The 13,198-nt window shown below is 52.9% G+C and carries 13 protein-coding genes; 8 read left to right on the top strand and 5 right to left on the bottom strand.

The genetic code is table 11. The features are described from left to right. Both BN3659_RS00850 and BN3659_RS00845 read right to left on the bottom strand, forming a co-directional pair. Window positions 1-807 carry a KilA-N domain-containing protein gene (locus BN3659_RS00850; RefSeq protein WP_091533796.1) on the bottom strand — a complete coding sequence of 269 codons (807 nt, stop codon included), beginning with the start codon at window positions 805-807 and terminating at the stop codon, window positions 1-3. A 72-nt stretch (window positions 808-879) separates the two neighbouring features. After that, window positions 880-2,166 carry a site-specific integrase gene (locus BN3659_RS00845; RefSeq protein ID WP_224757888.1) on the bottom strand — a complete coding sequence of 429 codons (1,287 nt, stop codon included), beginning with the start codon at window positions 2,164-2,166 and terminating at the stop codon, window positions 880-882. Window positions 2,167-3,657: 1,491 nt separating this feature from the next. Here BN3659_RS00845 and BN3659_RS00840 point away from each other — a divergent pair. Next, the gene (locus BN3659_RS00840) at window positions 3,658-3,852 is read left to right on the top strand and encodes a hypothetical protein (RefSeq protein WP_091533795.1); all 195 of its coding nucleotides are present in this window, start codon (window positions 3,658-3,660) and stop codon (window positions 3,850-3,852) included. Window positions 3,853-5,142: 1,290 nt separating this feature from the next. On the opposite strand, the gene BN3659_RS00830 is transcribed toward BN3659_RS00840, so the two are convergent. The 3 genes from BN3659_RS00830 to BN3659_RS00820 all read right to left on the bottom strand — a co-directional run bounded on the left by BN3659_RS00830 (window position 5,143) and on the right by BN3659_RS00820 (window position 7,030). Next, window positions 5,143-5,463 carry an RNA recognition motif domain-containing protein gene (locus BN3659_RS00830; RefSeq protein WP_091533792.1) on the bottom strand — a complete coding sequence of 107 codons (321 nt, stop codon included), beginning with the start codon at window positions 5,461-5,463 and terminating at the stop codon, window positions 5,143-5,145. A gap of 34 nt (window positions 5,464-5,497) precedes the next feature. Beyond that, window positions 5,498-5,935, bottom strand: coding sequence for a cold-shock protein (locus BN3659_RS00825; protein ID WP_091533790.1), 438 nt, complete (start codon window positions 5,933-5,935; stop codon window positions 5,498-5,500). 618 nt (window positions 5,936-6,553) lie between these two features. Continuing rightward, a complete protein-coding gene (locus BN3659_RS00820; protein WP_091533789.1) occupies window positions 6,554-7,030 on the bottom strand; it encodes a D-Ala-D-Ala carboxypeptidase family metallohydrolase in 477 nt (158 codons plus the stop codon). 685 nt (window positions 7,031-7,715) lie between these two features. On the opposite strand from BN3659_RS00820, the gene BN3659_RS00815 reads away from it, so the two are divergent. The 7 genes from BN3659_RS00815 (at window position 7,716) to BN3659_RS00785 (ending at window position 13,145) form a co-directional block, all read left to right on the top strand. Further along, entirely contained in the window at window positions 7,716-8,267 is a 552-nt protein-coding gene (locus BN3659_RS00815) for a PspC domain-containing protein (protein WP_091533788.1), read from the top strand. Beyond that, on the top strand, window positions 8,251-8,463 hold the full coding sequence (locus BN3659_RS00810; RefSeq protein ID WP_091533786.1) for a PspC domain-containing protein: 213 nt from the start codon (window positions 8,251-8,253) through the stop codon (window positions 8,461-8,463). Before BN3659_RS00815 ends, BN3659_RS00810 begins: the two co-directional genes overlap by 17 nt. Before the next feature lie 5 nt (window positions 8,464-8,468). Continuing rightward, the gene (locus tag BN3659_RS00805; RefSeq protein WP_091533785.1) at window positions 8,469-8,810 is read left to right on the top strand and encodes a PadR family transcriptional regulator; all 342 of its coding nucleotides are present in this window, start codon (window positions 8,469-8,471) and stop codon (window positions 8,808-8,810) included. Between the two features lie 12 nt (window positions 8,811-8,822). Continuing rightward, a complete protein-coding gene (locus BN3659_RS00800) occupies window positions 8,823-9,680 on the top strand; it encodes a head GIN domain-containing protein (protein WP_091533784.1) in 858 nt (285 codons plus the stop codon). A gap of 13 nt (window positions 9,681-9,693) precedes the next feature. Beyond that, window positions 9,694-10,920: a PspC domain-containing protein gene (locus BN3659_RS00795; protein ID WP_091533782.1), complete on the top strand. Its 1,227-nt coding sequence runs from the start codon at window positions 9,694-9,696 to the stop codon at window positions 10,918-10,920. A 203-nt stretch (window positions 10,921-11,123) separates the two neighbouring features. Further along, complete coding sequence (pfkA, locus tag BN3659_RS00790; RefSeq protein WP_091533781.1) at window positions 11,124-12,104, top strand: 6-phosphofructokinase; 981 nt, start codon at window positions 11,124-11,126, stop codon at window positions 12,102-12,104. Window positions 12,105-12,143: 39 nt separating this feature from the next. Next, window positions 12,144-13,145 (top strand): adenosine kinase, encoded by a 1,002-nt coding sequence (locus BN3659_RS00785; RefSeq protein ID WP_091533779.1) that lies wholly within the window; start codon window positions 12,144-12,146, stop codon window positions 13,143-13,145. Window positions 13,146-13,198 lie beyond the last annotated feature (53 nt).

The raw sequence follows: 13,198 nt of genomic DNA, 5'->3' as shown, positions 1-13,198 counted from the left end.
TTATTTCAGTAGTTTCCGCTCCTCGCTGCTTTCCAACACCTGCATTTGCTGAATGGCGATCCGGTTGAGTTTTACGAGCCGTTCGCCCTGAGGCATCTTCTGGTCGATGAATACGGCATTGAGGTTTTCCATATTGGACAGACAGATTAGTTCGTTGATGGTTGCATAATCCCGGATATTGCCTTTCAAGTCGGGATTCTGCTCGCGCCACGTCTTTGCAGTCATGCCGAACATGGCCACGTTCAACACGTCGGCTTCGTTGGCATAGATGATGCTCGCTTGTTTCGCGGTCACTTCGGCCGGAATCAGGTTTTGTTTGATCGCGTCGGTATGGATGCGGTAGTTGATTTTGGACAGCTCGCGTTTGGCACTCCAGCCGAGTTGTTTCTGTTCCTCTTCTTTCAGCCGCTGGAACTCTTTGACGATATACAACTCGAATTCTACGGAAATCCAGCTCGCAAACTTGAACGCAATATCCTTGTGGGCATAGGTTCCTCCGTAACGCCCCGATTTGGAAACGATGCCGATTGCGTTCGTCGTATTGATCCACTTTTGCGAAGACAAGGTAAAGGCATTCAGTCCGGCCTCCTTTCTAAACCCCTCGAATTCGAGGGGTTTGAAATCCGGGTTATACAGGCTTTCCCAGATTCCGAGATATTCGATCGTATTCCGATTGCGCAACCAGTTGCCGATCACCGCATTCGGGTCGTCGCTCTTGTATCGCGCGATGTCCGTCAGACAAATATAATCGTTCGCATTAACCGATATGATCGTAACACTTGTATCCTTTACCGTAATCTTCGCCATATTCGTATTGTTTTCTTAACAGCAAATATACTATAACAATTTGATTGGTAGAAATTACCGAGCGATTTATCGCTATTCGAGGTACCCGATCATTTCACGTTTCATGTCATCGTCGATATTTCGGTAACGGGCGAAAGCGCGGCTTCCCTCCTTATGACCGCTCAATACTCCGACCATGTTCGGGTCTTTGACCTTTTTATAAATATTGCCAATGAACGTGCGACGTGCCATGTGCGACGATGCCACCTCGTATATCGGTTTCTGCACCTCCTGTCGTGTCCGTTGGTCGAGCACGGTAACGGTGCGATCCAGTCCGGCAAGTCGGAAAGCCTCCTTGATTTTACGGTTGTAGTGTTGTTCCGTTGAGAAAGGGAAAAGGCTTTCGCGTCCCTCCTCGCGGTATTTGTCAATCAGGGCAACAGCTGTTTTGCTCAACGGTACGCGGACGGTTACCGGTCGATCCTCCTTTGTTTTTCTTTGGATATACTCGATGGCGTCACCGATGATATTTCGGTAAGTCATTTTGAACAAGTCGCTGACACGGCATCCGATAAAGCAATGAAAGATGAAAATATCCCGTTGCGTTTCTACCTCTTTATTGCCAGACAAATCGGCTTCGAGCAGTTGCGTCCGCTCTTCATTGGTTATGTAAATGGGCGTTCCGTACACGATTTCACCGATGGTGAAATGCTTGAAAGGATTGTTCGTCGTGTGGCCGTTGTCGATCGCCCACAGAACAAACGCTCGAAAACGGGTAAGCAGGTCGGCAACCGTATTCAGCCCTCGCAGTTTAGGCAACCCTTTCGGAACTTCGTTACCTTCCTCGTCCAGTACGGGAGGTCGCTTGCGCTTCGGGGTTTTGACTGCGACCTTTGCCGAATAGGGATATTGTTCGTATATCTGCGGATAGTGCAGGAATGCCGATCGTTCATCGAGTAAGAAATTCTCGATTCGGCGCAGCAATTCCGGTGTAAGCGTCATGAACGAAAGCGAAAATCCGCGGCTTTCCTCTGCTCGCATGTATAGCTCGAACCGATGCAGGCAACGCACCAACACTCGAAAGTTCTTCACCCTATTTTCGGACAGTTTGTGCGAGGTAAGATAAATTTCTATCACGTCGAAAAAGGTGTTTTCATGCTCCTTTTTCGCTTTCGTCGGCTTATGGAACCGCTTGACGACACCTTGCATGTATTCGCGCGTGATGACGGACTTATCGGTTGCCGTGTTAATCTCCTGCTCCAACAGGTCGGTCAATGCTTTCAGTCGGGAACGCTTTGCCAAAAGCAGTTCGCGTTCTTCGCCTTGAATCAGCGGAATATTGATGTCATTCTTCTTGCCCCAGCGTTTGCGGTCAATCATATCCCGGAGCCGATACGCAAACGGACATCGCGCGAAACATAAAGCCGCAGATTGATTTCCGATTCTCCTGCGCTGTTGGTCGTCCTGCCGATGTAGTAGTTCGTCTGTGCCATACCTCGAATTTCTTTGTTTCAAAGGTATGTAAATTCATGGATATGCACAACTTTCTGTGTCCGCAATTTGTCCGCATTTTCATAAAACCGTAAAAAATACATTCACATCAATTCAAACAAATTCAATCGTTATATATTGATATATAAATTATTATCGTTTATTTGTGATTTGGCGGATTTGTGCGGTTTTTGACTTTTCAATACCGGCTCCGGGTACTAATAAAAAAACCTCAAATGATTTACATACAATTATTTGAGGTTTTTGTTTTGCCTGTCGTATCCGCAATTTTTCCGCATTTTTGGCAAAGTCGAAAAAAATGCTTATATTCTTAGATTCTCAACAGTTTGACACACGATACTTCAGATATATTTACGTACCCCATGGAAAAGCGACAAACCGAACAGCTTCGGCACGCTCTAACACGGCAACGCGCTTACACTTCATTTCACTCGACGCCCCATCTATTATAGCTTTCACCTTGTCGGCGGCGGTACCAGCGATCGCGGCCTCCTTCTCCACATTCACGGGCAGCGTTACGCCCACTTCGTTGCGGGCTCGTTCTCACCGGCCTTATAGAGTCAGGGAAAGGATTTGCCAGTAACGAAACAGACTTTTTTCGCTTAGCCGTGCACTATGAATTCAAATTTTACGCGGTTGCGTCGGATTCTCACCGCCTCGGAAGCGGAATGTTCGGTATTGCCGTCCGTACCGTAACTCGTTACACACGGGAACATCCGGACGAACTCGACGACAACGAGCAGCCGTTGCAGTTCCCACGACTATTACCGATCCACGGAGAGAAGAACATGTCCTCACCCGTAACGAAACGTATGATTCGCCATCGCAATTTATCATGCCGACGGAACCTCCCGCCGCCACGACAGCAACGGTACGAGCAGGAAAACGAAAAAGATTGTTGATTATTTATTCATAGGATTGAATGTTACCCACAGGGCAATACCTTCCCCGCACGAACGTATGGATGATTCGGCAAGATCAACTACTCCGACAGAGAGCTTCAGAACATGTTTTTCGAGGGGGGGGGGGAATCTGCGGACCTTCGTTCGACGCCGATTGTACGGAGTCAGACGGCACAGAACCTTCGAACAAGAGAATAACGACACTTCATACCCTCGCACGAGGGGAGGATGGAAAACCGAAATCGCATCCCAATAGCATCTGCAAGATTATTTCTCTCGCAACGTTAATATGAGAGAACAGGATTCAAAAATTACAAGTCTATTTTTCGATGCAAAAAAAATGTAATATTTTTCTTACTGCCTTAATGACAACTGAAAATGCTGAAAGTTCCAAAACCGGCACAAACCAACCCCTATTTTTCTGTTTGCGGGCGGTTTGTGCGACTTTCATCGACGGATGGGGAAAAGACTGGTCGAACACCAAAGGCTCACGGTTTACATCTATTCGACACTCATCGTAGCGGTCGGCATCCCGCTCGACTTCCCGGGATGGACCGGTCCGAAAAACGAATTTCACGCTACCCCCAACACTGCTCAACTGATCGGGACTGTATCAATATTCACCGAATACCGCCTGTACAGAATTCTCTGACATGAGCTTCGAGGGCGCTCTTCGTTGCGATCATCCGTAGATCGCAGGCAAGCTGCCGTTCTGTGCTTCCGGTCCGACCTCTTACCACATGCTACTCATCATCGCCGAAACGATCTTCGCAGTCGCAACGATCGTGCTCTCACCGGTCCCTTGCATGGGCTTATCCGCCTTACATTGTCTGCGCACTGATGACGGTGCACCTACATCGCCTGTGCAGGAAGCCCCCGAAGCTCCGCGCTGCGGAATTTCAGTCTTCTATTCATCCCGATTTTTTCGCTAGCCGAGCAGAAGGACGAGCAACTGGTAAAGAATATCCATATTCTGAAACGGGAAAATGAAGTGTCATGACAAGAAAAATACGCGATATCGGAGTTGTCCAAACTCGATAAATAGCAGGTGCCGTCTTTCATCGGATTGTCGAAAAGCGAAGCCGACCGGAGTAAGCCCGCATAGATGTCGTAAAACGGTAATTTCCCGAACTGACACATCCGGACAAGAAATATGCTGCTTGATATTCAAAGGTAGAAAACTCTCCGAAACATGCGACTTGCTCCATAAGGCTCCCGGAAACACAATACCCCCAAGGCCCCATATTCGCAAGAAACCCAAACTCGACAAAAAAGACGCCCAGAAAGCAGTTGGGAAAAATACCGAGTACGCGAAAGCCTCATCGTCTTCGAGCAGGATTCGCTTTTGCGGACTACGAACGAAAAAACGTCGTCCAACTCTGACAGAAATGCCTGCAAGTTGGTAAGATCGGCAATCAAAGCCCGCTCCGGATCTTTTTCGGAATAAGTAGCATCGGATTTTAACTGAGTAGTTCCAATGCCATCGGATCTCTGACGATTCCGGTCGGCGATTCGGGGATGTATCCTTTACGGCTACCTCCAATACGGATTTCTTGTCATTACTCAACAGCACGCATTCCTACAGTTCGGAATCGATTTGCCATTTCAATTCGTGTTTGCTTTTGTCTTTGTCATCTATCTGAACAAAAAGACGATATTGCTATCTATTGAACTCATATCTCGGTATGTATTGTCGAACTGACAGTAAAACACCTGCCGTCCGAAAGAAAAACCGCTTCCGAACTCCGATTCTATTTTCCGGTGAGATGTCGGAACGACTTAGCCCCATATTCAGCACGATCCGCCACCGCCACCCGACGAAACGGGCGGTCGCCGCAAACGACCGCCCGAACCATTCGATCCATATCCGCACCGTCCCGTTTATTTCCGGCGGAACGGCACGGATCATGAAGTCTATTCCTCCGAGGAACCGAGCGTACGGTCAATAGCGGTTCTTATTGTAACCTCCGCGGCCATACCCTCCACCGTTGCCGCCGCGCTTGTAACCGCCGCTGCGGTCCGCTCTCGGACGAGCCGCGTTTACCGTCAGTGTCATACCCTCGAAGTCGGCACCGTTCAACGCGTCGATGGCTTTCTGTCCTTCGGCGTCGTCCGACATCTCGACAAAACCGAACCCGCGCGAGCGGCCGGTTTCACGATCCGTGATAATGGTAGCGGACGATACCGCTCCGTATCCCGCGAATAACATCTGCAAACTTTCGCTTTTCGTAGCGAAGTTCAGGTTCGAAACGTAAATGTTCATTTGATCTTCAATAATTGGTAAATCGTTGCAAATTCTATTTCGTCCGTTCGATACGGACTGCATTCAGCCCCCGCCTCCCGCGTTCCACTTCGAACGCAACTATTTCTCCTTCGGCAATTTCTGCCGGTGCAGAAGTGATATGGAAAAAGTATTTCTCGGTCGAGGCCAGATCCTTGATAAAACCGTATCCTTTGGTGTCATTGAAATATTCCACACGGCCTTCGAACGGTTCGGCTTCCAGCTCTTCCTTTTTAGGGGTCGCTATCGACACATCCTCCAACCGGATCTTATGCCGTGTACGCTCCTCGGGCGGTGTACTGACGATGTTGCCGTTTTCGTCCACATAGGCGATCATGTCTTCCGGCGAACGGGTTCCGCCGGCCTGTCGTTCCTCCCTGCGTTTCTGCTTTTCGAGGCGCTTGGCCTGCTTTTTCTTTTCGTTCTCTCTTTTTCCGAATGATTGTCTTGCCATTGAATCGTTTTTTAATTCGTGCTTCGCAGACACAGGAACATACTCATGCAGCGGTCTGCCTGAACAAAGAAAGTTATACGAATCCGTTTCAACGATGAAAAAACCGGACGAAATCGTGGCCGGAAAAGTGCAAAGGAGATAAAGATCTGAATGAACTTACATTGTTTTCGGGACAAAGATACGAATAATTCAGCCGATTTCCCGCTTTTCCCGAAGATTTATTTCCTCTCGGAATTCGGATGCGATAAAAAACGGGGAAAATAAAAAAGTGGGCGAATCCTCTGTTGCCTGTCAAACGCCAATTTATTTAAATCTCAACAAAGAAAACGCCCACGCTTCGCGCAGGCGTTTGCACATTGTTCGTAGAGATTATAATGAAAATTTGGCGTTTTTCAGACCTCAAACAATAGCAAACGCTACCATCCATATTTTCGGCAAAAGTAATGAATTATTCCAAACCGGCCAACAGTCCGAACCATATAGCTCATATTTAAGTTCTTTCGAATCAATCCGACTCGTCCGGGAGGTAAACGGAGCAGGATTCCCCGGCCTTCCGCCGGCGAACGATTCCCCGTATCGCAAACGTCTCCAGACCGCAAATACATATAAAAACGGCTCTCACATAGGCAGATAGCGACCGTTTCGGAAGATGAGACACTGCCTGCGCTGCGTACCCCTCCGGTTCTTGTAACCGATATGAATCCACACGGGCGTACCGTCGGCACTCTCTTTCTCGGAGATCAGCTGGTCGAAAGGTTTGTCTGCCAACCATGCGCGACAGAAATCGCGGAAATCGGCCATGCGTCCGTTGCGGGCCACGAGGTCCGCGGCAGAGCCGCAGCAATGAGCCGAAGTGGCGGAGCCTTCGACCGCTTCGTTGAGCCGAAATCCCCGGTAGCCGGACGTAACGATCAGCGCCGGATCACCGAAGCCGCGACGGGCACACTCCGCACCCCATGCCTCCCGCAGCGGATCGAGAAGAAGATCCACCAATTGCTTGAGGTTCGCAAGGTGTTCGTCGGAAGGGGTGTTGTCGAGTCCCAATCGGAGAGCCGTCTCGGAACGTATGAGTTCACGAATCGAAAAATATTTCATAGAGTTTATACGAACGTAAAGATTAAGTACATGATAGCCGCTACAAATATACGGTCCGCCGCCCGAAAACGACCGCATCCGAATAAACATTGCAAATTCGCCCCGAGCCGACGTTTCCGTCGCGTCGGGAGCCATCCGAGTTTTTCCGATGACCGAACCGTGAAAACGAAGGGAGAATACCAACGGGCCGATTCATCCGAGAGCTGATCCGAACTCATTCGTACAATATCGAACCGGGAAACGGCCGAAAGGAATTCATCTTACGAAAGGTGCCGCAACCGCAGCGCAGCAAATGCTTCGAATCGCACACCTATTTATATGGGTCTCGGGAAAAACAAAAAAGAAGCAGCAACAGGGGGTCGGTGCGCCTCTTCACCGCCTGACGAAGTCAGGATCTGTTGCTGCGAGTGTGATATACTATGACTTTTCGTCGAATCGTCTGAACGATCTCCGGGGACAAAGATATATAAAGTTTATATATCACCAAAAAAATATGCATTTTTTTTTGGGGAAAAACTTAAAAAGCTCTCGCAAGACCTGTTCGCACCCATTGCGAATCGAAGACGGAAACAGAAAAACAGTATTTTTTTGAAAAAACAAGTACTTTGTATTGCATAGTATTAAAAACTGTATTATATTTGCAGTGTAAAAGTAGTAACCGAAACAACGAAATATCTCTCACGCTATGAAAGAGACTGTAAACGCAAACATCGGATCGCAGAGCTTCACGCTCGACACGGATGCCTACGGCACGCTGAAGAGTTACCTCGACGATGTCCGTTCGCGCCTTCCGGAGGACGACACCGAGACCATGGGCGACATCGAAGCCCGTCTGGCCGAGATCTTTCGCGAGAAAACCGGCGGCGGGGCCATGCGGGTCGTAACGCTCGCAATCGTGCGCGAAGCCATGATGCAGATGGGAGCACCGGCCGATTTCGGGGAGCGCCGCAGCGGTCGACCGTCCGAAAATGCCGCCGCGACCGATCCGACCCGTGCAGCTCTCCGCAAACTTTACCGCTCGCGTACGGACCGCTCGATCGCCGGCATCTGCGGCGGACTGGCCGCCTACTTCGGCATCGACCCCACCCTGCTGCGGCTCATAACGCTGCTGCTGATTCTCTTCGGAGGCATTTCGATCTGGGTATACGTCATCCTTTGGATCGTCGTTCCGGAAGAACCGCTCCGCACATTCGGTATAAACAAAAAAACGAAACAAGATCATGGCAACGAATGCTGAAAAAAGACTGCTCCGCTCGCCGGACGACCGCATGCTCGCAGGCGTCTGCGCAGGCATCGCCGACTTCTTCGGGCTCGACGTTTCGCTGGTTCGGATCGCCACGCTCGTACTGATTCTTTTCGGCGGACTCTCGATCTGGGTCTACGTCCTGCTCTGGATCATCGTTCCCAAAGCCCCGAAACGATTAAATCCCTGAAAACAATGGCAGAAGACAACATCAAAGCGCAAATGCGCAAAGGAATTCTCGAGTACTGCATCCTCGCCATCCTTTCCCGCGAGGACTCCTATGCTCCGAAGATCATCGCCGAACTCAAGGAGGCCGAGATGATCGTCGTCGAGGGTACGCTCTACCCGATCCTCACCCGTCAGAAGAACGCCGGCCTTCTGACCTACCGCTGGGAGGAATCCCCGCAGGGACCTCCGCGCAAGTACTACATGCTCACCGAGAAAGGCCGCGAATACCTCCGGTCGCTCGATGAGGCATGGGACGAACTCGTCGGACAGATCCGCATCATCCGCCACGGCAACACCCAAACCTCATAAAACGTTCAAAACATGAAAAAAACGCTTATCATCGCTGTCGCAGCCGCACTCGCTGTCGCAGCTGCACTCGGTTCCGCGACCGCTGCATACGGATTTTGCAGCAGACCCCTCAAAGGGAGCGGCCGGCTCGTTACCCGCACGGTTCCCTTATCCGCTTTCGACGAAATAACAGCCTCCCGTGCCGTAAAAGTCGTCCTCGCCGAAGGCATTTCGGACCGGCTCACGATCGAAGCCGACGACAACCTGATCGACCACGTGGTCGCCAAGGTTGCGCACGGAGAGCTTCAGCTCGGCATCGACCCGAAGATCAACTCCGTATCGAACATCCACGTAACCATCACGGTGCCGACCGACGGCCGGATCAAATCGCTCGCAGCCCACAGCTCCGCGGAGATTCGCAGCCGCGATCTGACACTCACCGGTCCGAAGACGCAACTCGAAGCGACGAGCGCCGCGCGAATCGCCGTTTCCGCCGCTGCGGATGTCTGCAAAGCCCACGCTTCGAGCGCGGCTACGATCGACGTTGCGGTCCGCAGCACCCGATTCGATGCAAAGGCTTCGAGCGCTGCGAATATCAAGGCCTCTCTAACGGCGGACGAGTGCGGGGCCGAAGCTTCGAGCGCCGCGAAGATCGAACTCGCGGGAGAGGTCCGCACCTGCGAAGCGACGATCAACTCGGCAGCGAATCTCCACGCCGAAAAACTCGCAGCCGCTATCTGGGACATACACGCATCGAGCGGCTCCGACGCCCGCATCCACTGTACCGCAGCTCTCGAAGCCCATGCGTCGAGCGGCGCTTCGATCGTCTATTCGGGCGATTGCACCGCCGACGTACACGCATCGAGCGGCGGCAGCATAAAAAAACGCTAATACGCAGAAAATCATGAAAGAGGTTATAAAGTGCAGCATTTCGGGCGTCGCATTCACGATGGACGCCGATGCATACCAAACCCTCAAAGAGTATCTCGATACCCTCAAAAACAATTATGAGCAGACTCCCGACGGCGCCGAAATCGTCGCCGACATCGAAGCCCGCATCGCCGAACTGATCCTCTCGGCGCAGGACAACACGCGCGTGGTCGAACGGCCTCTCGTTCTGAACATCATCGAACAGATGGGCCGAGCCGAGGACATCGCCGGAGATACCGTCTCCGAGACCCGTGCCGCCTCCGAACCCCGGATTCCGCGACGCCTCTACCGCGACACGGAAAATGCGAAGCTGGGCGGCGTCTGCGCCGGTATCGGCAAATATTTCGACATCGACCCCGTCTGGGTGCGGCTCGGGTTGTTCGTGCCGCTGCTGCTGGCTTTTCTGGGCTGGTTTCCCTTTCTGTTCTGGCTGCGTCCGACGATGAGCAACCTGTTCGGAATCTTCGTTCTGAGCTATCTGGTCATGTGGTTCGCCGTACCCGCAGCCCGCACCGCCCGCCAGAAACTCGAAATGAACGGCGAGAAAATCACCGCCCGGTCGATCAGGGAGGCCACGGAGGCTACCGCCTCGGATCCCGACAGCAAGGCCAAGCCCATCGTTGCGGAAGCGGTTTCCGTCTTCGGCAAGATCGTGCTCGTCTGCCTCAAGATTTTCCTCGGATTCATGGTCTTCGGGCTCATCCTCTGCGCCTGTGCGCTGGTGGTGGGACTGTTCGCGCTGCTGATCGGAGGCAAGGAGATGGCCGTCGTGGGGAGCCTCGACATCACGAGCCTCTGGGTACCCGTTCTCGGCATCTTCATCGCACTCATTCCGACGATCATGCTCATCTATGTGTTCATGTGCCTGATCGCTTCGCGCAAACCGAACGGAAAGACGATCCTCGCCATCTTCCTGCTGTGGATCATCACCGTCATCGCCTGTGCGAGCGTCGCCATCCACGAGAACTTCGGCGAGCGGGTGATGCGCAAACGCACCGCCTTCGAACGCATCCTGCAAACCGACGTGGTGATCGACGGAGATACGACCACGCTGCGCGACATACTCGAAAACGACGACCCGATCGAAGCCGTCGAAAGCGGCAACAGGACACTGCGCATCAGCGTTCCCGACAGGCAGATCGACATCACGGTCGACAAAGACGAGGCTTCGCTCACGGTCGAAGAGACTCCGGAAGACTAATCCAAGCGTTAGTTAAATAAAAAGTTTTTTTCGAAGAGGACGACCGCGGCTGGCGGTCGTCCTCTTCGTTTTGCAGAAGCGAAAAATTATGCGTACCTTTGAATGTTTTTGCGAACTCTCATTTCCTCCGCTGCGAAATGTCCGACATCGTTCGGAAAGGAACGCTGTTTGACGGAAATGCTTTAATATAATACTAACGAATTATGAGCGGAATCAAGTGCATCGGTATTCTCACCTCCGGAGGCGACGCCCCCGGCATGAATGCGGCGATCCGTGCGGTAACCCGCACGGCCATCTACAACGGGTTTACCGTCAAAGGGATCATGCGCGGCTACAAAGGACTTATAACCAATGAAATAGTAGATTTCAAATCCCAGAGCGTCAGCAACATCATCCAGCAGGGCGGCACCATCCTCAAGACGGCCCGCAGCAAGGAGTTCGAAACGCCCGAAGGGCGCCGCGCCGCCTACGACAATATGACGGCGGCCGGCATCGACGCGCTGGTAGTGATCGGCGGCGACGGATCGCTCACGGGCGCCAGCATCTTCGCAGAGGAGTTCAACGTGCCGATCGTCGGTCTGCCCGGTACGATCGACAACGACCTCGGCGGAACCGACGCGACCATCGGCTACGACACGGCGCTGAACACCATCATGGATGCGGTCGACAAACTGCGCGACACGGCCTCGAGCCACGAACGCCTCTTTTTCGTCGAGGTGATGGGCCACACGGCCGGCTATCTCGCCCTCAACGGCGCCATCGCCACAGGTTCGGAAGCGGCCATCATCCCCGAGATGGAGACCGAAGTGGACCAGTTGGGCGAACTGATCAACCACGGGTTCCGCAAAAGCAAGAACTCGGCGATCGTACTGGTGGCCGAAAATCCGAAGACCGGAGGAGCGATGGGGCTCGCCGAGCGCGTGAAAAAGGAGTTTCCGCAGTACGACGCCCGCGTAACGATCCTTGGACACATCCAGCGAGGCGGTTCGCCCACGGCCATGGACCGCATCCTCGCCTCGCGTATGGGCGAAGCGGCGATCGAGGCGATTCTCGAAGGGCAGCGCAACGTGATGATCGGCATCCGCAACGGCCAGATCGACTACGTGCCCTTCTCGAAAGCCATCAAACACGACAAAGGCATCAACCGCGACGACATCGAACTGGTGAGAATCCTCTCGATGTAGCCGCAGCAGAAATCCATACACCACACCCGACTCAATTTGATGAAACGTGTAATAGGCATCGGCAATGCCCTGACGGACATGCTGGTAAACCTCCGATCCGACTCCGTGCTGAGTCGCTACAATCTTCCCAAAGGCTCGATGAGCCTCGTGGATGCTCGACTGCAAACCGAGATTTCGAAGTCGGTGGCCGGACTTCCCTACTCGCTCTCGCTGGGCGGCTCGGCCGGCAATACGATCCGTGCCATGGCCCGTCTGGGCTGCGACGTGGGATTCATCGGCAAGGTCGGCAAGGATACGACGGGCGATTTCTTCGTGCAGGCCCTCGAAAATCTCGGTGTCGAACCTTTCATTTTCCGCGGTTCGGAGCGCTCGGGCAAGTGCGTCTCGCTCATCTCGCCCGACGGCGAACGGACGATGATAACCCACCTCGGTGCGGCGCTCGAACTCTCCGCCGGGGAGATCGTCCCCGAAATTTTCCGGCAGTACGACTGCCTCTATGTCGAAGGCTATCTGGTACAAGACCATGCGCTGATCGAAAAGGCCGCCCGGACGGCCAAGGAGTGCGGCCTGCAGGTCGCCATCGATCTGGCGAGCTTCAACATCGTGGAAGAGAACCTTTCGTTCCTGCGAAGCTTGGCAGCCCGATACGTCGACATCCTCTTCGCCAATGAAGACGAAGCCAAGGCATTCACCGGCGAAGCCGAACCACTCAACGCCCTGCAAGCCATCTCGGAACTCTGCCATTTGTCGGTCGTGAAGATCGGTACGAAAGGCGCACTCATCAAGAACGGCGGCGAAGTGGTGCATGTCGGCATCATGGCAGCGGCGAAACGGGTCGATACCACGGGCGCCGGCGACTTCTACGCCGCAGGGTTCCTCTCGGGACTGTGCGACGGACTTTCGCTGCGCCAGTGCGGTACGATCGGAGCCATCACGGCCGGCAAGGTCATCGAAGTGGTCGGCACCACTTTCGGCGAGGAGGCATGGGAGGATATCTTCCGGCTGGTCAACAAAGTAAAACACGAGAAATACCTCTTTTAAGTTTTAAGCCGGCCGCTCCCGAACGATCGGACGGCATCGGCGCATCGGCGCAT

The organism is Alistipes sp. CHKCI003, assembly GCF_900021155.1.
GTDB classification, from domain to species: Bacteria; Bacteroidota; Bacteroidia; order Bacteroidales; family Rikenellaceae; genus Alistipes; species Alistipes excrementavium.
This window is presented reverse-complemented; position numbering and strand designations above follow the sequence as displayed.